Genomic DNA, 23,408 nt, shown 5'->3' on the forward strand with positions numbered 1-23,408 from the left:
TATTAATAAATAGACAGCATGCTTAATCAAAAGGAAGCAAGAATGAATACAGATATCGGAACCGTCGCTATTATTGGTGGCACAGGCCCACAGGGGAAAGGGTTAGCATTGCGATTAGCGATGGCTGGCGTCAGTGTTGTATTAGGCTCTCGTGATGCGAGTAAAGCACAAATTGTGGCTGAAGAATTGATCGCTCAATTGGCTGAACTGGGTACTAAATCTGCAAATATTAGTGGGTTGTCTATGGAGGACGCGACTAAGGTCGCCACGGATATGGTTATTTTGTCCGTGCCTTTTAGTGGTCACGATGCCACCTTGGAAGTCTTAAAGCCTTTGTTGGAAGGCAAGATTCTAGTGGATATTGTGGTGCCATTAGCACCGGGTAACCCTAAAGCTGTTGAGATGCCAGCAGAAGGTTCCGTTACGGAGCACGCTCAAGCTTTGCTTGGTGAAAGCATCCCTGTAGTTGGTGCCTTGCATAATGTGTCAGCGATTACTTTGAATGACCTGTCTCGCTCTATTAACTGCGATATCTTGGTTTGTGGTAACGATTTAGCGGCGAAAAAACGCGTTATGGCGCTGGTCGATACTATGGGAACTAAAGCTTATAACGCAGGGCTTGCAGAAAGCGCCCGCTGTATTGAAGCCATTACACCTATCTTGATTCGTTTGAATATTTCAAAAGACGTGCCGTTTAGTCATGCCGGTATTCGTATCTGTCCACCTGAACATTAAGTTTACTAACGGGCCTTTAGCTCGGGTTATTCAAGATTTGAAATATAGAAACTAAAAGAAAAATCCAAAAGACACAAAAATCATAAAGAGGAACACATCATGGAATTCGGTATTACTTTTAAAGGCTTTGTAAGTCCAGATCGAGCACGAAACTTGGTACGTCAGGCAGAAGAAGCCGGTTTTGATTATTGCTGGTTTTACGATTCTCACATTTTATGGCGCGAGTCGTTTGTGGCCATGGCAATGTGTATGGAACACACAAAAACTATGCGTTTTGGCCCATGTGTAACCAATCCAAATATTCGTGATTGGTCGTTGTCAGCGAGCTTGTATGCCAGCTTAGCGCTGCAAAGTAATGGTCGTTTTGATATTGGTTTAGGGCGTGGGGATTCTTCTATGCGCGTCATGGGGAAAAAGCCTGCGACACTCGCGCGTTTGGCAGAGTTCACGACTAAAGTGAAAGCCATGGTTCGTGGTGATGAAGTGGAGTACGGAGAATGTCCTGAAGCGGTAAAATTACCTTGGGCCACAGGTTATGAATTGCCTGTATGGATTGGTGCTTATGGACCAAAAGCGCTGGCAACAGCAGGAGAAGTAGGCGATGGCTTAATTCTACAAATCGGCGATCCTAGTTTGGTAACTTGGTTTAAAGATCAAGCGATTCAAGCGGGTGAAAAAGCTGGACGAGATATGTCTAACTTTAAAGTACAGGCCGCTGCTCCTGCCTATTTTGGTGATATGGATTACTGCATCGAACATACGAAATGGTTCCCTGCGATGGTGGGTAATCATGTTGCCGATATCGTTGAAAAATACGGCAGTGATTCTGGCTTAGTGCCAAAAAGTTTGACGGATTACATTGAAAAGCGTCGTGGTTACGACTATTCAAAACATGGCCAAAGCGATAACCCATTTTTGGACTTTATCACGGAAGATATTGTGAAAAGCTTCTGTGTCCTTGGTACAGTTGAAGATCATATAGCTAAGGTAAAAGCGCTAGAAGAGGCCGGTACTACGCAGTTTAATATCTATTTAGACAGTGGTGATGAAGAAGAAATTATCGCTAAGTATGGTCGTCATATTATTCCTAAATTTAAGAAAGCATAAACAAAGGTGTAGAAGGCTTATTTAGAAAAAAGAGGTTATAAAATATATAGACTTATTTTTTCAAGTGAAAGAGAGTTAGTCTAGCGTTACAGATGTGCTCTCTTTATAATGCTAAAAATACTGAAATGGTCAACGAACTACGTTGGCCATTTTTCGTTTTTCAGCATCGAGTATCTCAATTAGGTAAGTTATTGCTTTAAATCGCTCTTTTCTAAAGAGAATTTCTCGCATTTTTGTATTCAGCATAAATATCCCTACTTTTTACATACTCCCGAAATAACCTTTAACAATACGGTGATACACGTTTTTTATTGCCTTCATTAGCTGATTAAACCTAACCAGTTGGTCGGTTGGTAATGAAGCTTGTCAATAAGGCGAGTATAATCGCCGAAATCTTAGCCATATGTAATTTAGTGACACTTCAGGAGTAAATAAATGGCAACACCTTCTCAGCATGATTTGCGTAATGACTTTCGTGCCTTGCTACAAAGCGGTAAATGTTATTATACGGCATCTACATTTGACCCTATGTCAGCTCGTATCGCAGCGGACCTTGGCTTCGAAGTCGGTATACTAGGCGGCTCTGTCGCGTCACTTCAAGTATTGGCTGCCCCCGATTTTGCATTGATCACTTTAAGTGAATTTACCGAGCAAGCGACACGCATTGGTCGCGTGGCACGTCTGCCTATTATTGCGGATGCGGATCATGGCTATGGTAATGCTTTGAATGTGATGCGAACTATCACTGAATTAGAGCGTGCTGGTGTGGCTGCTTTGACGATTGAAGACACGCTTCTGCCTGCTAAATATGGCCGTAAATCAACGGATTTAATTCCGCTTGAAGAAGCCGTCGGTAAATTGAAAGCCGCATTAGAGGCGCGTATTGATCCAGCGATGAGTATTATTGCGCGTACCAATGCGGGTCAGCTGACAATAGAAGAAACGGTGACGCGAGTTAAATCGTATCAAGCGCTTGGTGTGGACGGTATCTGCATGGTCGGTATTCGTAACTTTGATCATCTAGAAGCGATTACTCAACACTTAACGATCCCAGTAATGTTGGTCGCTTACGATAACCCTGAGTTACGTGATCGTGAACGTCTTGCGGCGTGCGGTGTGCGTATTGTTGTAAACGGTCATGCTGCGTACTTTGCCGCGATTAAAGCGACGTATGATTGCTTACGAGAGCAACGAGGCATTGCAGAAGGGACGCTGAATCCATCTGAATTGTCTACTCGTTATTCTACGTTAGCAGAAAATCGTGCGTGGGCGAATAAGTACATGGATGTTCAAGAATAATCCACAGAACATTACTTTTTAGTAAAGTCTCTATGAGTAGAAAAGCCAAGGTTTGCAATATGCGAACCTTGGCTTTTTTATGCAGGTATCAAAGCATAACTGTTATTGTGTAATCAGCTCTAGCTCGATCATTGCTTGGCGAATGGTGGCTTTGCTACTGTCTTGTAAAGGTACAATAGGCAAGCGACATTCTTCTGAACAAAAACCAAGTAGTGACATGGCGTATTTCGGGCCAGCTGGGTTTGGCTCAAGGAAAAGCGCACAGTGCAGGTTAAACAACTTATCTTGTAATTGAGCCGCTTCGGTGAACTTTCCTTCTCGGCAGAGGCGCTGAAGTGTAACCACTTGTTTTGGTGCCACATTGGATGACACAGAAATACAGCCATTACCGCCACCAACGTTATAAGCAACGGTTGTTACATCGTCACCACTTAAAAAACTAAAAGGTTTGTTCACTAATGCTCGTTCACGAATAGGACGAGTAAGATCCCCAGTCGCATCTTTAACACCAATGATACGTGGTAATTCGGCTAAGCGCGCTAAGGTATTCACCTCAAGTCCAACAACCGCTCGCGGTGGAATGTTATACAGAACGATAGGCAATTTGCTGTTGTCATGAACGTATTTAAAATGTTCATACAAGCCCGCTTGGTTAGGTCGGTTGTAATAACCTGCCACATGAAGCGTTGCATCGGCACCTGCTTGATAAGCAAATTCAGAATAGTTCACTGCTTCAACTGGGTTGTTTGAACCCGCACCCGCTAAGACAGGGACCGCTTTATTGGTTTCTTCTACGGTGATTTCAATGACGCGTTTGTGTTCGTGCTCACTCAAAGTAGGAGATTCGCCAGTGGTGCCGACAGGAACGAGCCCGTCGATACCTTGGTCTATTTGCCAGCGTACAATCTTGCGTAAAGCGTCTTCATCTAACTGACCATCACGAAAAGGAGTAATTAAAGCGGTTATTGCACCGTGGAACATACTGTTGCCTCATTAATAGTGGGTAAGCATGTCGCTGAAGAGGTGGTGAACCCGTCAGCGAGAAATGCTGCCGGGGATTTTTTATCTTACATCCACACGTCAGCGTTGCAGGGCTTCTTCGCCTTACGTTTATCGCCGTTGTGTTTCTTTAAGATTGAATTAATCATAGTTCTAAATAGATCGTGTTGTGTATTTGATATTTAGCATGCTGCCGTTTTTGACGAAGAAGGTCAATACTCACAATTCAATTATCTAGGATTTAGAGACTAATGCTGGCAAAATAATGTCTTACAGTGTTTTTGTCCGATTTTATAAAGCGAAATTAAAATAACTAGAGAGTTCAGATGGATATAACGACGTGGTTATCTTTAGTCACTATTTGCATTATGGGAGCAATTTCTCCCGGCCCAAGCTTAGCCGTTATACTTAGAGTGACACTTTCTCAGTCTCCTTTGCACGGTGCAGTTGCTGCGTTAACCCATGGTTTTGGGATTGGTCTTTGGGCGCTTTTTACGATGCAAGGTTTGGCCTTGTTAGTAACAGAACACCCCCAAGCGTTTTATATTCTCTCAGTCGCAGGCGGTCTATATCTGGCGTGGTTAGGTATTAAGTCGATTCGTTATGCTGGGCAAGGTGGGGAGATAGACACGGAAGTGATTAAATCTTCTTATTGGGAATCCGCTAGACATGGTCTTCTTATTGCGTTGATGAATCCGAAAGCTGGATTGTTTTTCCTTGCGCTATTTAGCCAATTTATTCAGGCTGATATGAGTGCTTATATTAAACTAGAATTATGGGCTACCGTTGTACTGATAGACAGTGGTTGGTATATTTTAGTCGCTCTATTACTGGCTGGTGGCCCGGTATTATCTTGGCTGCGTCGCCATATGGCTTGGGTTGATCGGGCGATGGGCTGCTTACTTATTGCCTTGGCTTTGAAAGTAATTATTGGCTCATAAATGCAGCGTTATAAAGAATAGAGAGTGATGGTGGTTTCACAAAAAAGGGACATTCAAATAACTGGATGTCCCTTTTTTAATGTGCCCGTTTAGGCCGTTACTTACTTCTATTTTGTGAGGCGTAACATCATTAGTTATTAGGTGGTGTTCCTGCGCTTAATTTGATCTTTGAAAAGGTGGCTTTATTATAATCGCCATTTTTTATATCGGTTGCAAAGTTTCCTGTGCCAGCACAGCCAGTGGACCAATCTTGTTTTCTGAATAAAATGCGCTCACAGTTTCGTGGTATTTATTGCTAGCAATCTAGCTGGCTAGTAAGGGTGTTTTTTGTTGGACTAGGGAGGGGGATTTAAACGATTGAGCGAAAAGGATTAAATAACCATACATAATGGCTATTTAATCCTATGCTACTGATAGTGTGAGAACACAACGGCTTGAGTTGTCGTTAGTTATTCTTGGTTCGTATTATTTTTTATCAAAAATGAAGCCTTCTAAATTTAGTAAATGCTTGGTCCAAATCTCATAGGCTTTATTGTTCAAGTGCAGTTTATCCCCTTCAAATAACGTCTCTTTCATTTCTCCTTGCTTCTCAAGCAATGTTGAGAAGAGGTCTATGTATTTCGTATTGGGACGAGTAATCGCCAGTCTTTCTAACTGTAGATTGGCTTTTTCGATCGTTTTACGCATTTTTGTCCGTGCTGGACTGCATTTAATGCTGATTAACGTCACTGGAATGCCGGGAAGATATCGATCGATTTTTTGTAATAAATCAATGTATAGCTCGGTTACTTTGTTGCTGTCACAATGATTGCCAATATCATTGTCTCCCGCATAGATAACCATAGAGCGTGGGTTATGAGGCAAGATAATGCGCTCAAAATAGTACACGCAAGCTTCTAATGTTGCTCCGCTAAAACCAAGGTTAATGGCGTCTTTAGGGTGAAAGTGTTCATCAAAATCATGCCATAGACGCATGGTAGAAGAGCCATAAAATGCGACCGGACGATCTTTGTAAATTTGATGAGCGGTACGGAATTCTAATTCTCGTACATCCGATTCGAATTCGACATCGAGCTGATTTAAGCTCATGACATTAGAGCGATAACCGGCACGGCCACTAAGAATCGGATACTGACGAATTTCACGAGATAACTCAACAGCTTCGCTGACATAGCCTCGGTATTCTTCTTGGTACTCAATTAAAAACAAGGCCAGTGCTTCTTTATCTTTATAGTCGACGCGTTCAGACAGTTTAAACGCTGGCTTAATGATAACGGTATAAAGGTTGTGATCTGCACGACGATCAAAGTTTGCCACGACAATAGGAACGATCCAAGGCTCTTCTGCTTCCAGTGAACCTGCTAGTTCAAAAGCGTGTGGTAAGAAAGCACCAGGTGACTGATGGGTACCGTAACTAGTGCCTTCGGGTGAAATCATCAAAGGATAGTTGTGGCGCAATGTTTCCTGGGATTCTTTAATAAACTGATCGTATTCTGGTGTGTCTTTTGCCAGTGTTTGCCAGCTATCGACAAACACATTACCAAAACGCTCATAGTAATCATCTCGCCAAAATTCATTTTCTCCGCTACGACGGACGATTCGTTGGCCGGAAATCCCATACTCTTTATCAATGACCATGGTGCTAATAAACTGAGCGTCCATTGAAAAGCGAAAGCCATTCGGTAATCGGTTGGTTGGTGAGCCAAGTAAATGGTTATGGATAAACAAGCTACCCGCTTTTTTGGGCAGGTTTTCAAGCCCTTTTATAACATAAGGAACCTGCTTAAACGCCTGTTTAAATTGCTCGGTACCGAAGCGCCTTACATCCAGCGCTGTGGTGTCTTTTGGCAACGCATTAATGTTGTCATACGCTTTCTGGAGATGACGATAAAAAGCGTTTTCGCGCTGTAAATCCTTGAGAATATCTAAGCACATGCCTGCAATGGTTCTTTCTAACACACTGCCGAAATGGAGGCTTTTATATAGAACACCAAAAGCGGAATCGGTCGTAATGGCGCTTTTTAGTAATTCGCTCACTTTATAAAGGGGTGAACTTACTGGGAGTATCGCCGCATTTTGATCAATGACATTGCTTACCGCGAGTGCTTCGTCATTGGCGATTTGTGATAAATAACGCATTCTAGCTGCCAGTAGGTGGGTTCCTACTAACCATATTAAGCGGTATAGATATTTCACAGAGAATTTTGGGTCTTCTGTGAAGATCGATTGTAACTTTTCTTTTGGTATAAACAGAATGCTGCTATCACGAGAAGAAATAATAGAGGTTCTATTTTTGAGTTCACTGCCCGGTATGCACCAAGCTAATACCGTTCCGGCCCGAGCGATCGATCGGGTAGTAATAATGTCACCATTATCAGTCTGGTAGCTGATGATCGCCTTACCCTTGATTAGAAAATACAGTCCATCAGGGCACTGATCCTGCTGACAAATAATATCGCCTTGGTGGGCTAATAAAATGGAAGCATTTTTGGCTAAGGCGTGAATTTCGGCTTGGGTAAATTTTTCACAAAATGCCGCATAGTTTAACAGCGCAATAGACTCTTTTAATGATTGAGTTTGCTTGTCTGGGTTGGTAAACGGACGAGTTTCGTCGAACGCCAGAGACTCGTTAGAAAAATAAGGGCGAGTCTTATTTTGAACCGTGGCTAATACAGGTAAAGATTGCTCATAGACAAAGCGCAAGAATAGATTTGCAAAGTTAAGGTCGCTTTCAAGTATCTTATTGAGTTCAACAATTGGCCAAGCTAGCAGTATAGATGACTTAGTTGCTTGAAATGTCGTGGCATAACGAGAAGGGTGGCGAAAAGCCGACCAACCTACTGGTGCGTATTTGTCATTGATTAAGCTAACATTGTAAGATTTACCTTGTTCCTTTAATGGAATCGAAATGGCAATTTCTCCCTCTAGGAGAAAATACAGTGACTGGCCTATTTCGAATTGTTTAGCGAGTACTTCTCCTGCTTCGAGATGTTTGAAACTGGCGATGTTAAGCAATGAGGTGTGAAGCTCTGCACTGACGTTTGCCATAAACGGCAATGCTTGTATTTGTTTGGTGATATCCATTGTTATTACCTCGGTTCTTTTGGCCCTTATGCAGGGCGTTTGATCGTCAGTGTTTGGCCAATCAGTGCATAATCGTTGCCGCCAAGACGGCTAAGTGGATTAAGTTTTGCACTGCTGATTATGTTACGCCCGTTTTCCTGTTTTAAGATGTTATCGTCTACATATAAATTCAAAATTTCTAAATAACAGGCACTAAATGACGATTCACCAATAGATTGTATATCATAAAGGCGACAGTGCATGGCGACTTTTGCGTCACTAATACGTGGCATATTTTCGGTAAAGTCAGACAGCGTCAGCCTTGCGTCATCTAACTCAGAATCACCATACTCTAATGTTGCGGCACTGCTATTGACGGCCTCAATTTGCTCACCACTAGGAATATGCAAGACGCATTCCCGCTCACGGATTAGATTTAATTTGGTGTCTTTTTGGATGTCTGCTGACTTATTACCAATGGAAACCACAAGTAATGCTGGATCAGGACTGATAGCAGAGAAGAAAGAAAAAGGGGCGACATTATACGACTTGTTTTCATTGCGAGTCATAATCCAAGCGATGGGCCTTGGCGTAACCGTTTGGGTGATCAAGTGGTAGCGGTCGCTGCCACTGAGTTGATCGAATTGAAAAAGCATAAACCTTCCTATTAAATCAAAAATATATGCTAGTTAAATTACTACAAGTGTTGGTCGCTTGTGAATGCCTGATTGGTAACTTATTGGAATTACTTGCCTTAAAAATGGGTTGAAACTAGTAAAGCTCGATAATGCAATTGAATGCGATGACAACGCGGTCTTTATCACCAAAATATGGCAAAGCTGAATGTTTTAAGTAAGAAGGAAAGAAGACAATTTGTCCTTCTACTGGGGTGAAGTCCCAAACCCCTTGTGCGCCTAAATACGCAGTGCCTGGGTCGGTATAATGCTCTGCGTTGATACGCGGATCATAAAAACGATTTAACCCGCCATTACCTGCCATTGCCGCATCGCCAGGTTCTAGATAATAAATGCCGCACCAAGAGCAATTCGGATGCGAATGCACATCATGGTAGCCGCCTTTTTGCGTAACGTGATACCAGGACTCAATAATGTGAGCGTCTGCAGTGGCATCTTCAGGCCAAAAGGAGTGGTTTAAAGTTGCTGCGACTTCTAAGGTTAGCTCTTCCAAAATACGCTTGGTTTCCATCACAGTCGGATCTTCTTGGTCTAGAAAATCCAAGGTGCTCTCGTGCATAGCGTGTTTTGCAGTTGGAGCGACTAGGCTGTCGATGGCTGTTTTTTGCGCAGTTTTTTGTTGGTAGATTAGATCCAGTAATGCTTCTTTTAAAAACTCATGGTCTGGGAGCTGGCTCACAAATAAGGGGGTATTCCAGACATTTATCTCTTCTAAAACAATGGGTTCATTATTCATTCTATTTTACCTAGTGCGCACGGGCAGTTTATAAACGTAGTGTATGAAGGCGATTCGTGAGTATGTCGCATGATAACAGGCTAGGGGAATAAATGAAGTCTATCAAAGCGATGCTGCTGAGATTAATTGTTTTGCATTGGGTGAATTTTAAACAATGCATTTTTATTAACGGTTACTAGTAGGTGGGCAGATCTAATTCAGTGGCGGTTGGTTTGTAACCGCAGAACATCATCACCAGATTGCGAAACCCTGTGTCTAAATCCGGACCTTCTAGTCCTTTAATGCGCTTATCCATTAAGGCCAAATAGTTTTGGATATAGGGCAGTGTGCCTCGGTTATGACGAGACATGGCGCTTTCATAAAAAGGGATGCGTTTATCCCAGATTTTTTGGGATTGGCAGGCTTGTCGTAAATTGCTGGTTTGCATGGCTTGAAGTAACGCAACGAGTGTTTGCGTTTCGCGATTAAATAGCCAAAGAATAATATTGGCTTCAATGCCTTCTCCCAATAACTGACTCAAGCAATGCATGGCTTCTTTGGTTTTACCCATTAAGATGCGATCACTTAAATCGTAAATGGAATAGCGGCTGCTGTCTGCCATCGACTCAGCCACTTTTTCAGCGTCTATCTTAGTGCCAGTGCCATGTATGAGTGCTAGCTTTTCTAGCTCTTGAGAAAGGGCGAGTAGATTGCCTTCACCGCGTTCGCAAATAATGCTAGCAGCGTCGCGCGTCAAGGATAGATCGAGTGCCTGGGCTCTTTGTTGAGCCCAAGCAGGAAGTCGACTGGCGTCAATTGGCCAGATTTGAACAAAGACACCCTGAGACTCTAGTTGTGTGAACCATTTGGCTTTTTGGGTGCGTGCGTCGATCTTCGGTAACGTTAATAATATGGTGTTATCAGGAGTAAGGGATTGAGCCAGTAGGGTAAGCGCTTTGGTGTGCTTTTCGCCCATTTTATCGATCTGTATATCAAACAAACGTTGATTTGAAAATAACGATAAGCTCTGGTTTTCGTTAATCACATCTTGCCAGTCAAACTGGGCATCAGCAACAAACCGCAAGCGCTCATTAATACCTGCAGATTGTGCTGCTTTACGGATGCTATCAGCCGCTTCTTGAATTAATAATACCTCGTCCCCTGAAATAATATACAGAGGAGCAAGGTTTTTATTGAGCTGCTGAGGCAGTTGATCTGCTCTTACTTTCATTCGTAAATTGGCCTGTTGGCGTAATTATTTTAGAGGCGCATAGCCTAGATCATAGATGAGTTGATTTGCTAGATCTTCGCTCATTTGTTCTTCTTTCGATTTATTGTATGCCGCCTTGGTGCTTTCTTCTGCATTTTGGTTCGCTAACGTTTTGGTTGTACTAACGGTACGTGGGCCATACAGAGATTTACCATCGGCTTGGCGAATAAAATAGTTGGTGCTTAAGCGACGTTCGATTTGGGTGATATCATTCGACGAGTTACGTGCGAGTACAGTATCTGCATTAGTTAGTTCATTGACTTTTAACTCAAGGACATTAGCGCCAGCAGCTTCTGGTGATACGACGGTAATTCCAGCACGGGTGAGGGCAATACGTAAGGCGGTATTGAATGCATTGGATTTTGATTCAGAGACTAGCGTAATGGTTTTTAGTGATTGAGGTATGTTGACTTGGCCGCGCAAATGAAAGCCACAAGCGGTAACGCTAAGGGCGATGAAGGCAAGAAAAAGATAACGCGATGTTTTGTTAAATGACGCTAGCATATCCATGATCTCTTATTCAGTAAGAATGAAAAGGGATGGCGACGCCATCCCTTTGGGAGCGTATTAGTTTGCGACTATATTGACCAAACGGCCAGGCACAACAATCACTTTACGAACCGTTTTACCTTCAAGAAACTTAGCTACACCAGGATGTGCTAATGCTTCCGCTTCGATCGTTTTACTATCCGCACTGGCTGATACCGTTAATTCAGCACGCTTCTTACCCAGAACTTGAACCACGATGGTCAATTCGTCTTTGATCAAGGCGTCTTCGTCCAATGTTGGCCAAGGTGTATCCACAACATTGCCTGTGTGGCCAAGATCTGTCCAAAGCTGGTGTGAAATGTGCGGTACGATAGGAGACAACAACAAGGTGGCGGCTTCTAACGCTTCTTGAACGACCGCAAGTCCCAATGGTGAGTTGTCTTCAAACTTACTAACCTCGTTACAAAGCTCCATCACAGCGGCAATCGCGGTGTTGAAGGTTTGACGGCGTTCAATATCATCAGTGACTTTTTGAATCGTTTCATGGGTTTTACGGCGCAGCGTTTTTTGTGCACCGTTCAACGCAGCAATGTCTAATTGTCCAATCTCACCTGCATTGGTATGACGGTAAGACAAAGCCCATAAGCGACGTAAGAAACGTGACGCACCATCAACACCGGCATCGTTCCACTCTAGAGATTGCTCTGGTGGCGCGGTAAACATAATGAACAAGCGCACTGTGTCAGCACCGTATTTCTCAATCATTTGTTGAGGGTCAACGGTATTGCCTTTGGACTTAGACATCTTAGTGCCGTCTTTGTTAACCATACCTTGGGTTAGCAAGCGTTTGAATGGTTCGTCAGAGGTGACTAGACCCGCATCGCGCAACAATTTATGGAAGAAACGCGAGTACAGCAAATGCAAGATTGCGTGCTCTACACCACCTACATATTGGTCAACAGGTAGCCAGTAATTGGCTTCTTCTGTCAGCATGGCGTCTTTTGAATCTGGGCAGCAGTAGCGAGCGAAGTACCAAGAAGATTCCATAAAGGTATCAAAAGTATCCGTTTCGCGTTCTGCTTCTTCGCCGTTGAACATAATAGACGAGAAGTTAGGGTTGTTTTTGATGGGTGAGTTAACACCATCCATCACTACGTCTGTTGGCAACACAACTGGAAGTTGATCTTCTGGTACAGGGACCACAGAACCATCTTTTAGGTTGATTGTTGGGATTGGCGTCCCCCAATAACGTTGGCGGCTAACGCCCCAGTCACGTAGGCGGTAATTGACTTTTTTCTCGCCAATACCGTTTTCTGTCATCCAAGCGCAAATAGCATCGAACGCGTCTTTAAACGTCAAACCATCGAATTCGCCAGAGTTACAAAGTTCGCCTTTTTCAGTAAACGCTTCTTTCTCTAGGTCAGCAGCATCGCTTTGAATAACTTGCTTGATTTCTAAACCATATTTTTTCGCAAATTCGAAGTCACGCTGATCGTGGGCAGGTACCGACATAACCGCACCAGAACCGTATTCCATCAACACAAAGTTGGCAGCGAAAACAGGAACGATGTCGCCAGAAATAGGGTGGACAGCTTTAAAACCCGTATCCATGCCTTTTTTCTCAACCGTTGCCATGTCGGCTTCAGTGGTCGACATCAACTTGCTTTCAGCAACGAAATTAGCCAGTTCAGCGTTATTTTCAGCCGCTTCTAGAGCCAATGGATGCTGAGTGGCAACGGCAACATAGGTAACACCCATGATAGTATCTGGGCGAGTGGTATAAACAGAAAGGCGTTCTTCTTTACCTTCAACCGCGAAGCTGAATTCTAGCCCTTCAGAACGGCCAATCCAGTTACGCTGCATGGCTTTTACTTTTTCTGGCCAGCCATCCAGTTGATCAAGGTCGTTTAACAATTCTTCAGCGTAATCAGTGATGCGAATAAACCACTGAGAGATTTCTTTTTTCTCAACGGTAGTGCCACAACGCCAACAAGCGCCATCTTCTACTTGTTCGTTAGCCAATACGGTTTGATCTTCAGGACACCAGTTCACTGCTGCAGTTTTTTTGTACGCTAAGCCTTTTTCTACTAACTGAGTGAAGAACCATTGTTCCCATTTGTAGTATTCTGGGGTGCAAGTCGCGATTTCACGATCCCAATCGTAACCAAAGCCAAGTTCTTTTAGTTGGCCTTTCATGTAGGCGATGTTTTCAGTGGTCCATTTTGCTGGCGCAGTTTTGTGCTTGATCGCTGCGTTTTCTGCTGGCAGACCAAAAGCATCCCAACCCATTGGTTGCAAAACGTTTTTGCCTTGCATACGTTGGTAACGAGAAATAACATCACCAATGGTATAGTTACGCACGTGACCCATGTGTAGACGGCCGCTTGGGTAAGGGAACATAGACAAACAGTAGAATTTTTCTTTGTTTGTATCGGCGACAGCTTTAAAAACTTTGTTTTCATCCCAAAATGATTGAGCAGCTTGTTCAATTTGCTGAGGATTATATTGTTCTTGCATGATGTTTTATGGTCCCGTAAAAGGCGTTAGGTTGGTCTTGTCTACACAATCGTCTCCAAGTAAGGAAACATAAAAGAATTGCATTAAATGTTTGCGCAGAGCCCAACAGAGTCTAAGAATATTCGCTATTTTATAGAGATGGAGCTCTAATGAGAAGGCACATAGAAGGGGAGTTATGAAAACAATGAAAAAAGATCATAAAAATGAGCAAAACAACACGGATCTAGTCGAGGAAGCACGCAAAACATTGCAAGGTGCGAAAGATTGGTTGTTAGATGATGTATCCCTGATGAAAGCCTATTGGGATGATCAAATGGGTTATACCGAAGCGTGGGTAGATGCTAACTGGCATCTTGTCATGGACGAAGGGCAAGACTTTATTGATGAGCTTGATAATAAAGAAGATGTGGCGTTGTTGTGGTTAATCAATCACGCGAACAACAATCCTGTGCCTTTAGAGAAATGTCATGTGGCTGGTGAAAAGGCAAGTGCTGGGGTTTATCACTGTATGTCTTGTGGCCACGATAATGTACTGGAAAAAGATGGGATTTTATCAACCTGTGAAATTTGTCATTATGGTTTGATGTCGACCCACCCACTGTAGAACGGTCAAGTAAGGCTGGTAAATTCACAAGTGATTTAACCAGCCCCTGAGCGCGCTTATGTATAGAGTCGTCTTTTAAGATGGCTCTTTTTTTCACTGATTAGTCTTTTACTAATGATTCTGTTGCTTGCATAAGACAAGATAAAACCGATGAAAAGTAATAGCAGGACAGGCCAGTAACCCCATTGGACATAAGGCGTCAGCCCTTTAAATGTTTTCACATCAGAAGTCAGAGTTGTTCTTTTGAACTGCGGCGCTTCGCTTACTATTTTACCATTTTCATCAACAATCGCAGACACCCCGGTATTGGTTGATCGAATCAAATACCGCCCTGTTTCTTTTGCTCGAAATTGTGCGATTTGTAAGTGTTGCCAAGGCCCGATAGAAGCGCCAAACCAACCATCGTTACTAATGGTGATTAGAAAATCGCTATCGTGGACTCGTTTGCGTACTTGTTCTGGATACACGATTTCGTAACAAATAAACGGCGCGGCTTTCCATGGTCCAACGTTTAGGTCTGGTTGATGCTCTTTGCCAGGAGAAAAAGAAGACATCGGCATACCGAAAATATCTAAAATAGGGCCAATAATAGAAGAAAAGGGTATGTATTCGCCAAAAGGCACTAGGTGGCGTTTATAGTAAAGGCCATGCCCATTTCCTGTTGCCCACATTGCGTTGTAATAGGTTTTCTTTGTTGTGTCATAATCTGGAACGCCAGTAATTAACGTGGTGTTTGAGTCGACAAGTTCTTTTCTAAAAGGCGCAAGGAATGGTTTCACTTGTTGGTAAAGATAAGTGATTGCCGTTTCTGGCCAGACCACCAAATCACTGTCTAAATGCTCTTGAGTCGCTTTTTCATAATATGCTAGAGATTCAGAGGCCGTACTTCGTTGCCATTTTAGATCTTGTGCCACATTGCCTTGAACCAGTGTTGTTTTAATCGTACCAGTCTGTGTGACCCATTTTTCAGGAAAGTAATGCAGGTACAGGCCAGATGACCAAGCTGCAATCATAATGATGATCAGCGCAGCATGGCTATGATTGCTAAACAAGCGGCCAGGAATAAGGCAAGCGGTAATAACAACAATGGCGCTGGTTAGCCAAATCCCCCCAATAGGCAATAATTCATACAGCCATGTTTCTTGGATTGAATAGCCGGGTAAAAGCCAAGGAAAGCCAGTAAATAAATGGCTTCGCGCAAATTCACCCAATAGCAGGCTAAAAGCAATCAGCAGGGCAGGAGGGATGTTCTTAAAACGTTGTATTAAATACCAAGACAGGCACGCAGAAAGAGACCAAAAAGCAGTGATGACTAAGACAAAAAGTAGCGTAATAAGCGTTGCGACAATATCGCCCACTTGCCCATAAGTATCAATGCTAACAAAAACCCAAGAAATACCCGCACCAAAGAAGCCTAAGCCTACAGAAGTACCGCGCCAAAAGGCTGTTTTTGCCGTTGAACTAGAAATAACTAAGGTGGTGAACGCAATCAGTGTAACGAAGTAGCTAGGCCAAAAGTTATATGGTGAAAAACTGGTAATGCCAATAGCACCAGCCAGTAGGCCAATAAGGAAAATAATATAAGGGGAGCCATTTTGAAGAAAGCGAGGGCGTTTCCGCCCCGCTTTAGTGGTTAAGTCGGGGTGGATATCAGCCATTATTATTCCGTTGTTTCAGGTGTTGGGATAGTTACTTGAATGGTTTTGACGCGTCGGCCATCGGATTTCACAACATGAAAATGAAGATCATTGAACGTGATTTCTTCGCCACGCACTGGCACATGACCAAATTGCTGTACGATAATGCCGCCAACGGTATCAAATTCTTCTTCACTTAGTTCAATTTTAAAGAACTCATTGAAGTCTTCGATAGTGCATAATGCCGGTACAAGAAAAACATTCTTTTCATCCGTTGTTTGGATGTCTTCATTTTCTTCACGATCGGTTTCATCTTCGATTTCGCCGACAATTTGTTCTAGCACATCTTCAATGGTAACCAAGCCAGAGACACTGCCGTATTCATCAAGAACAAGTGCCATGTGATAGCGCTTGGTTCTGAAGTCATTCAGTAGCACATTCAGACGTTTGCTCTCTGGGATGAAGTTTGCTGGACGCAGACGTGAAAGAATATCTTCAAGAACGATATCTTCATCTTTGAACAACAAAGGCAGTAAATCTTTTGCGAGGAGAACACCCAGAATTTCATCTGGCTCTTCACCAACAACAGGGAATCGAGAGTGAGAAGAGTCGATAACTTTTCGAATCGAGGTTTTTGGATCATCTTCAGATTTGATGATCACCATTTGCGATGGTGGAATCATGATATCGCGAGCTTGTACTTCAGATACCTCTAAAGCACCCTCTACGATTGTAAAGGCATCGCGGTCTATAACATCCGATTTTACGGCAGCTTCCAGTAATTTGACGATATCTTCTCGGCTACGAGGTTCGTCATGAAATGCTTGTGCTAATCGCTCAAACCAAGATTTATGATCGTTGGAATTACTCGATCGGTCTTCACTCATGGGGTTGTGAACTCACTCTTTTATCAAATAGGGGTCGGATATGCCTAGGGAAGCAAGCAGTTGTATTTCTAGTGCTTCCATTTCTTCTGCTTCATCATCATCTATATGGTCATAACCACGTAAATGCAATATGCCATGAATTGTTAAGTGTGCCCAGTGATCTAAAGCAGTTTTCTGTTGCTCTTCTGCTTCTCGGTTAACCACTTGAGTGCAAATAACCAAATCACCAAGCAGGGGCACGTCCAAATCCATTGGCGCTTCAAAGGGGAAAGACAGCACATTAGTTGATTTGTCTTTACCGCGATACTCACTGTTTAAGGCAAGGCTTTCTTCTTCATCGACAAGGCGAACCGTTACTTCGAACTCATCACCAATGGTCGGCAAAGCGACTTTTATCCAGCGTGAAAAATCCTCAAAACTAGGAAGATTGTCGGTGGCTAGTGTCGCAATTTGCAGATCTAACTCTAAATCAGCCATTATTCTTTATTACCCTGTTGCTCAGCTTGTGCTTGAAGGCGAGCTTCGGTACGTGCTTTTTTCTCTGCTTCTTCTTCCACATCAAAGCGCTCATAAGCCTCAACGATGCGTTGAACAATCGGATGACGAACAACGTCACCAGCACTGAAATGGGTTAAACTAATACCGTTTACGCCACGTAATACATGCATTGCGTGGGTAAGACCAGAATTTGTTCCGCGCGGTAAATCGACTTGTGAGGTGTCGCCAGTGATCACGGCAGTAGAACCAAAACCGATTCGAGTGAGAAACATTTTCATTTGTTCACGTGTTGTATTTTGACTTTCATCAAGAATAATAAACGCATTATTAAGTGTTCGACCGCGCATAAATGCAAGAGGTGCCACTTCAATGATATTTTTCTCAATGAATTTTTCCACCAATTCAAAACCGAGCATCTCATAGAGAGCGTCGTACAATGGGCGTAAATATGGGTCTATTTTTTGTGATAAATCACCGGGTAGAAACCCCAACTTTTCACCTGCTTCAACGGCAGGACGAACGAGCATAATACGCTCTACACGCTCTGCTTCAAGTGCTTCTACCGCACAAGCCACAGCAAGGTACGTTTTCCCTGTTCCAGCCGGACCAATACCAAAGTTGATGTCGTTCTTGCGAATCTCGCGTACATAGCCTTGCTGGTTTTCGCCTTTTGGCTTGATAAACGCTTTACGCGTTTTAACAACCAACTGATTACTTTGGCTTTTTGAGCTTTTAGTAAGGGACTCAATGGTAGATTCTTGCAGGTAAAGATGAATGCTTTCGGTGGTTAATACCGATTCTGCCAACGCTTCGCGATACAAGTTTTCGATTAGCGTTTTAGTGGCAGCCACGCGTTCTGCGTCATCGCCTGAAATATTGAATAATTCACCACGATAATGAATAGAAACATCAAGACGGGCTTCAATAAGTTTAATATTTTCGTCAAGCTGACCACACAAAACGGCCAAGGCCGAAGCTTCGGCCGGCGCTAAGCGAGTTTGTTGTGTTATTTGTGTTGTTTCCAAGAGTTACCTAATTTATTGAAGAGTGAAATCAGAATCAAGTTCGGAGCTAATCAATTCACCAAGTAGGGAATTCGGATAAGCGTCTGTGACGACCACATCAGCAAATTTACCAATAAGTTGAGGGTCAGAAGCACGGAAATTCACAATACGATTGTTTTCGGTACGACCTTGTAGCTGACCTGGATCACGCGGTGAATAGCCACTAATCAAGATGCGTTTAACTTCTCCAACCATTGCCAAACTAATGTCATAGGCTTGCTGGCTAATACGGCGCTGCAGGATAGAAAGGCGTTCTTTTTTCACGTCATCAGGCGTGTCATCTTCTAAATTAGACGCTGGTGTGCCTGGGCGCTGGCTATAAACAAAGCTGAAAGAGTGATCAAAACCAATTTCTTGTATCAAGTTCATGGTATCCATGAAGTCGTCATTGGTCTCACCAGGGAAACCAATGATGAAGTCAGAAGATAAGCTGATACCAGGACGCGCTTCTTTGATTCGGTTGATTTTATCAATATAGTATTGACGGTCATGGCCGCGCTTCATCGCACTTAAAATACGGTCAGCACCACTTTGCACAGGCAAGTGAAGGTGGCTAACTAATTTAGGCTCATTGCGGAAGGCTTCAACTAAACTGTCAGTAAATTCAACAGGATGAGAGGTTGTAAAACGAATACGCTCAACGCCATCGATTTGTGCAACAGCATGAATAATATCAGCTAAATCCGTTTCGTCACCGTCTTCATTTTCACCACGATAAGCGTTTACGTTTTGACCCAAAAGATGAATCTCACGAACGCCTTGCTCTGCAAGCTGAACGACTTCTACTAATATGCTTTCGAATGGGCGACTAACTTCTTCGCCACGGGTATAAGGAACTACGCAGAATGTGCAGTATTTACTGCAACCTTCCATGATAGAAACAAAGGCTTCTGCACCATCAACACGAGGAGCGGGTAGATGGTCGAATTTTTCAATTTCTGGGAAGGTCACATCAGTAATAGGGATGTGCTTACCCGCAGCATTCACCATTTCTGGTAATTTATGCAGCGTCTGTGGTCCAAAAATCATATCAACGTGTTTGGCGCGCTTACGAATAGCATCGCCTTCTTGGCTAGCTACACAGCCGCCAACACCAATCACAAGGTCTGGATTTTTAAGTTTTAGCTTTTTCCAGCGACCAAGTTGGTGATACACCTTATCTTGTGCTTTTTCGCGGATGGAGCATGTGTTTAGAAGCAGAACGTCTGCTTCCTCTGCGTTGTCTGTTAGTTCCATCTCATGACTTTCGCCAAGTAAATCCGCCATACGAGAAGAATCGTATTCGTTCATTTGGCAGCCGTGAGTTTGGATAAAAAGTTTTTTTGCCATGTAACCTATAAACCTAAAAAAGAGTTCGTCTAATCGACTTTGTCCCCATTATATTGGGGATTGAGTCTGAATCACAGTGGTCTCGAACATTCCGAGCGTTTTAAGTCGAAATAGTTCGTCAAGAAAGACTCATCTGCTTTGCTTTATTTGCCCTACAATGCCACAGTTACGGGCTGTCTAGGCAAGGAACCTATATGAAGTATCTGTTTTCAATATTCATTTTTTTTAACATCTTCCACAGTGTGGTGTGGGCGGAAGACGAAGCGCCTAATTTCGAACTTGGTTTGGGCGCAGGGCTATTAAACAGTAAGGCGCTGTTTAATATTGATGTCATGCTTAATATACCCTTAAGTGAGGTGTATTCCACACAAGTGTTGCTGAACAGTAACTATTTAATTACGGGGTCATCAAAAGACAGCTTTGCACAGTCTGAATTGTCCTCTAATTGGTTTGCTCGTAATCAATACGGCCGCCTTGGTGTTGGTATCGGGCTTTCTGAACTTAAACCCAAAGATGAAAATAAAGAGTCTGAGCGAAGCGTTATTGGTCGAGGGATGGCCGATGTGTTTTGGGGTTCTGTTACTTTAACGGGTAATTATACTTCTTATAAAAATACTTTGAGTAACATTAGTAGTACACGAGTTGGTGCGAGCTACTATTTGACGGATGATCAACGTATTTCCTTATACCGCGAACATTATAATGACGAAGCGGCTTGGCGATTTGAAACCTATTATCAGCCGGAAAAGTATAAGCAGCTTGGTAGTGTCGGGATTATTGTACGATCTGGTGAGCGAAACGACTATTTTGGTGTTGTCGCGCGTTACTACTTTGATAAAGCCGTCTCGTTAAAAGTGCGTGAAAGGCGTTATCACTGAATATAAATCGCTGGCCTGCTAGTCTGATTAGGCATAGTGAGTGGTACTGATGATATGCTGAAACTCATTTTTTTGAATGGGCATGACAGACAAACGACTGCCTTTTTTGACTAACAGCATCTCGGCTAATGCTGGATCTTGCTTTAGGGTGCTTAATGGAATAAGCGCAGGAAATTTCTCGACCAACTCAATATCCACCATAAACCAGCGCGGACTTTCTGGGGTGGATTTAGGGTCGTAGTAAGCACTGCTTGGGTCCCAACTCGTGTGATCTGGGTAAGCGCATCGAGTGACTTTTGCAATGCCGACAATCCCCGCCGGTTTGCAACTTGAATGATAAAAAAAGACAAGGTCATCCACCTGCATCTCTTTCATAAAGTTACGTGCTTGATAGTTTCGAACACCATCCCAAGGAGAAGCTCCCTGTCTTATTAGATCGTCTATTGAAAACGCATCTGGTTCAGATTTCATCAACCAATAGTTTGGCATGTTTTCCTCGTATGTATCTTGATAGCGGATATAACACAGTGTTGTTTTGCATGTTATCGGGAACTATCATATTAATCTAGGCGGGCTATTACCCTAAAGGGATGGTAGCGCATCGCTCTTGATTCTTGATAGCATGGTTTTTTTGATGTTTTAGAGTTTCCCTACTTTCTATGACCAACTTCCTTTCGGTAAGCAATGTCGTGCCAGTCAGCCATAAATCGCTCCCATTGGTGTTTCACTCTAACTACAGTATTCCGTTTCCTGCGGGGCATCGTTTTCCTATGCATAAATTCAGGCTGCTTGCCGAGACATTACGAGAGCTGGGAATACTGACTGATGAAAATGAACATCAACCAGCGCCACTATCATTAACAGCATTGATGCAAGCCCACGACAAAAGCTATGTACAACGATTTATTCGTGGTGAATTAACCGCTCAAGAGATCAAAAGCATTGGCTTACCTTGGTCTGAGTGGTTGGTTGAGCGGACCTTGCGCGCAGTTTCAGGAACGATATTAACCAGCGAGTTGGCATTGCAGCATGGTCTGGCTTGTCATCTTGCAGGTGGGACTCATCACGCGCATCCTTCTCACGGAGCGGGATTCTGCATTTTTAATGATTTAGCGGTTGCGGCACTGGCGTTAGTCAATTCTGGTAAAGCGAAAAAAATTCTCATTTTAGATTGTGATGTGCATCAAGGGGATGGCACCGTGGCCTTCTTTCAAGACCGTACCGACATAATCCCTGTTTCTTGGCATTGTGAAGAAAATTACCCCAGTGTGAAGCAAACAAAAGGTATCAATATCGCGATTCCAAAAGGCGCCGATGACGAATGCTATTTGTCTATTCTGCAAAATACCTTACCGAGCTTGCTTGCTGAGTATCAACCGGATTTCATCTTCTATGATGCTGGAGTTGATGTGCACAAAGACGATCGATTAGGTTACGTCAATCTGACGGACAGTGGCGTGTTAGCACGTGATCGCTATATGATCGGCACCTGCATTGAACAAGGTTTGCCAGTGGCGTGTGTGATAGGTGGTGGCTACGATCGACAAGAAGAGCGTGTCGCTTGGCGTCATAGTTTATTGCACCAAGCGGCAGCTCAAGTCTGGGAAGAGAATAGTCTTTCATCTTCGTAAGCTTTGTATTCACTCACGCAGCATTTTTTTGCACAGGCCCGTTAGTTAGAAAAACACGCCCAATAGTAATGAATAAAAACAGGTAAAAAGCTTAGGCGGGCAGCATTGAATAATAAAACTGATAATTTTGTGACGCTGCTGAAAGACTCCAGCGGTGGATCGATAGAGTTTTTCTGAGGTAAATAAATATTATATTTAGGAAGTGGCATCCCCGCGACCTAACCATTTGCGCTTGAACCAACCCCTCAACTAGTAAAACCCTGAATTCGTTTAAAAATAAAGTACTTATCTGCCATAAAACACAGGTTTCTTAGTGTGTAATAACGTCGTTGCTTCATAGTCAAAACGATGAGAGTTTTTTAAAGGTTCCACTTTTGTGTATGAGGTTATGGATAAATAACTCTCCCCATCCAATCTCAGTTTGAAAATAATTTTTCACTAATGTTATCTTTTACGTAATTTGGTAGGGTGATAAAGTCAACAAAATAATAAAGACAAAAATTAAGGATGAGTATGTTTAAAATAATGTTGTTCTCTTTATCAACTATTATATGTTCACAACAGGCAATCGCTTCAGTTCCGCCAACGCCTGAGCAGTTATACACTAACGTTCCATCAGAAATGAGCCCTGATTTGGCAAAAGCAGGGGGGTATAGCGTTGGTGTAAGAACAATGGAAATAACGGATAAAAATTATTACGACCCGTTTACTAATGCAGACAACAAGACAAGAACGCTGAAACTAGAAGTTTGGTATCCAGGTAGTGAAAAAGTAAATAGTAATAATGCCACTACGTATGACAATGTAACTCGATCAGGGCAACCGTTTTCAATTATCGCAAATGCCGTTAGAAATTCAGCGGTTGTTAATACGGCAGGAAAATTTCCACTTATCATTCTTTCTCATGGGTATACTGGCTACAGAACAATTATGCCTAAATTCAGATAATAAGTGCGACACTGCTAATCAGGTGTAGAAGAAGCCAACTGCTGAAGTTGGTATGATTCTTCTTACCACAGAACAAAGCAGTACCAACATGAATTATCAGCA

General features: G+C 43.0%; 20 protein-coding genes and 1 pseudogene. 8 read left to right on the forward strand and 13 right to left on the reverse strand.

The genetic code is table 11. From position 1 onward, the window contains the following. The first annotated feature begins 42 nt into the window (after positions 1 to 42). The 3 genes from npdG to E0D70_RS07440 all read left to right on the forward strand — a co-directional run bounded on the left by npdG (position 43) and on the right by E0D70_RS07440 (position 3,141). Complete coding sequence (gene npdG, locus E0D70_RS07430) at positions 43 to 735, forward strand: NADPH-dependent F420 reductase (protein ID WP_133011638.1); 693 nt, start codon at positions 43 to 45, stop codon at positions 733 to 735. A 99-nt stretch (positions 736 to 834) separates the two neighbouring features. Next, on the forward strand, positions 835 to 1,842 hold the full coding sequence (locus E0D70_RS07435) for a TIGR03842 family LLM class F420-dependent oxidoreductase (RefSeq protein WP_133011639.1): 1,008 nt from the start codon (positions 835 to 837) through the stop codon (positions 1,840 to 1,842). A 435-nt stretch (positions 1,843 to 2,277) separates the two neighbouring features. Beyond that, positions 2,278 to 3,141: an isocitrate lyase/PEP mutase family protein gene (locus E0D70_RS07440; RefSeq protein ID WP_133011640.1), complete on the forward strand. Its 864-nt coding sequence runs from the start codon at positions 2,278 to 2,280 to the stop codon at positions 3,139 to 3,141. Between the two features lie 102 nt (positions 3,142 to 3,243). On the opposite strand, the gene dapA is transcribed toward E0D70_RS07440, so the two are convergent. Continuing rightward, positions 3,244 to 4,122 carry a 4-hydroxy-tetrahydrodipicolinate synthase gene (dapA, locus tag E0D70_RS07445; RefSeq protein ID WP_133011641.1) on the reverse strand — a complete coding sequence of 293 codons (879 nt, stop codon included), beginning with the start codon at positions 4,120 to 4,122 and terminating at the stop codon, positions 3,244 to 3,246. 344 nt (positions 4,123 to 4,466) lie between these two features. On the opposite strand from dapA, the gene E0D70_RS07450 reads away from it, so the two are divergent. Further along, positions 4,467 to 5,081 carry a LysE family translocator gene (locus E0D70_RS07450; RefSeq protein WP_133011642.1) on the forward strand — a complete coding sequence of 205 codons (615 nt, stop codon included), beginning with the start codon at positions 4,467 to 4,469 and terminating at the stop codon, positions 5,079 to 5,081. A 465-nt stretch (positions 5,082 to 5,546) separates the two neighbouring features. Here E0D70_RS07450 and E0D70_RS07455 read toward each other — a convergent pair whose 3' ends face one another. From E0D70_RS07455 to leuS, 6 genes are all read right to left on the reverse strand, one after another. Beyond that, the gene (locus E0D70_RS07455) at positions 5,547 to 8,165 is read right to left on the reverse strand and encodes a cyclic nucleotide-binding domain-containing protein (RefSeq protein ID WP_133011643.1); all 2,619 of its coding nucleotides are present in this window, start codon (positions 8,163 to 8,165) and stop codon (positions 5,547 to 5,549) included. Positions 8,166 to 8,191: 26 nt separating this feature from the next. Continuing rightward, a complete protein-coding gene (locus E0D70_RS07460; RefSeq protein WP_133011644.1) occupies positions 8,192 to 8,800 on the reverse strand; it encodes a flavin reductase family protein in 609 nt (202 codons plus the stop codon). 115 nt (positions 8,801 to 8,915) lie between these two features. Further along, complete coding sequence (locus E0D70_RS07465; protein WP_133011645.1) at positions 8,916 to 9,575, reverse strand: putative 2OG-Fe(II) oxygenase; 660 nt, start codon at positions 9,573 to 9,575, stop codon at positions 8,916 to 8,918. Positions 9,576 to 9,750: 175 nt separating this feature from the next. After that, positions 9,751 to 10,785, reverse strand: a complete 1,035-nt coding sequence (holA, locus tag E0D70_RS07470; protein WP_133011646.1) for a DNA polymerase III subunit delta — start codon at positions 10,783 to 10,785, stop codon at positions 9,751 to 9,753. A 24-nt stretch (positions 10,786 to 10,809) separates the two neighbouring features. Further along, a complete protein-coding gene (locus E0D70_RS07475) occupies positions 10,810 to 11,328 on the reverse strand; it encodes an LPS-assembly lipoprotein LptE (protein ID WP_133011647.1) in 519 nt (172 codons plus the stop codon). A 63-nt stretch (positions 11,329 to 11,391) separates the two neighbouring features. After that, positions 11,392 to 13,830, reverse strand: a complete 2,439-nt coding sequence (leuS, locus tag E0D70_RS07480; protein ID WP_133011648.1) for a leucine--tRNA ligase — start codon at positions 13,828 to 13,830, stop codon at positions 11,392 to 11,394. Between the two features lie 151 nt (positions 13,831 to 13,981). Here leuS and E0D70_RS07485 point away from each other — a divergent pair. Further along, positions 13,982 to 14,434 (forward strand): annotated as a pseudogene (locus E0D70_RS07485) (zinc ribbon-containing protein); the annotation flags it as partial. Between the two features lie 56 nt (positions 14,435 to 14,490). On the opposite strand, the gene lnt reads toward E0D70_RS07485, so the two are convergent. From lnt to miaB, 5 genes are read right to left on the reverse strand one after another with little or no spacing between them, the layout of a single operon-like run. Next, the gene (lnt, locus tag E0D70_RS07490) at positions 14,491 to 16,092 is read right to left on the reverse strand and encodes an apolipoprotein N-acyltransferase (RefSeq protein WP_133011650.1); all 1,602 of its coding nucleotides are present in this window, start codon (positions 16,090 to 16,092) and stop codon (positions 14,491 to 14,493) included. A gap of 2 nt (positions 16,093 to 16,094) precedes the next feature. After that, positions 16,095 to 16,958, reverse strand: coding sequence for an HlyC/CorC family transporter (locus tag E0D70_RS07495; protein ID WP_133011651.1), 864 nt, complete (start codon positions 16,956 to 16,958; stop codon positions 16,095 to 16,097). Positions 16,959 to 16,970: 12 nt separating this feature from the next. Beyond that, positions 16,971 to 17,435: an rRNA maturation RNase YbeY gene (ybeY, locus tag E0D70_RS07500; RefSeq protein WP_133011652.1), complete on the reverse strand. Its 465-nt coding sequence runs from the start codon at positions 17,433 to 17,435 to the stop codon at positions 16,971 to 16,973. Continuing rightward, on the reverse strand, positions 17,435 to 18,481 hold the full coding sequence (locus E0D70_RS07505) for a PhoH family protein (protein WP_133011653.1): 1,047 nt from the start codon (positions 18,479 to 18,481) through the stop codon (positions 17,435 to 17,437). The genes ybeY and E0D70_RS07505 overlap by 1 nt, the downstream gene beginning before the upstream one ends. A gap of 12 nt (positions 18,482 to 18,493) precedes the next feature. After that, a complete protein-coding gene (gene miaB / locus E0D70_RS07510; protein WP_133011654.1) occupies positions 18,494 to 19,849 on the reverse strand; it encodes a tRNA (N6-isopentenyl adenosine(37)-C2)-methylthiotransferase MiaB in 1,356 nt (451 codons plus the stop codon). A gap of 194 nt (positions 19,850 to 20,043) precedes the next feature. Between miaB and E0D70_RS07515 the strand changes: the two genes are divergently transcribed. Then, the gene (locus E0D70_RS07515) at positions 20,044 to 20,727 is read left to right on the forward strand and encodes a hypothetical protein (RefSeq protein ID WP_133011655.1); all 684 of its coding nucleotides are present in this window, start codon (positions 20,044 to 20,046) and stop codon (positions 20,725 to 20,727) included. A 27-nt stretch (positions 20,728 to 20,754) separates the two neighbouring features. Here the strand turns inward: E0D70_RS07515 and E0D70_RS07520 are convergent, their stop codons facing one another. Beyond that, the gene (locus tag E0D70_RS07520; RefSeq protein ID WP_133011656.1) at positions 20,755 to 21,216 is read right to left on the reverse strand and encodes an EVE domain-containing protein; all 462 of its coding nucleotides are present in this window, start codon (positions 21,214 to 21,216) and stop codon (positions 20,755 to 20,757) included. A gap of 170 nt (positions 21,217 to 21,386) precedes the next feature. Here E0D70_RS07520 and E0D70_RS07525 point away from each other — a divergent pair, with 170 nt between their 5' ends. Beyond that, a complete protein-coding gene (locus tag E0D70_RS07525; protein ID WP_133011657.1) occupies positions 21,387 to 22,358 on the forward strand; it encodes a histone deacetylase family protein in 972 nt (323 codons plus the stop codon). Between the two features lie 513 nt (positions 22,359 to 22,871). Further along, on the forward strand, positions 22,872 to 23,306 hold the full coding sequence (locus E0D70_RS07530) for an alpha/beta hydrolase (RefSeq protein WP_165942881.1): 435 nt from the start codon (positions 22,872 to 22,874) through the stop codon (positions 23,304 to 23,306). The last annotated feature ends 102 nt before the right edge of the window (positions 23,307 to 23,408 follow it).

The sequence above is a fragment of the Marinomonas flavescens genome (assembly GCF_004352835.1).
Lineage (GTDB): Bacteria > Pseudomonadota > Gammaproteobacteria > Pseudomonadales > Marinomonadaceae > Marinomonas > Marinomonas flavescens.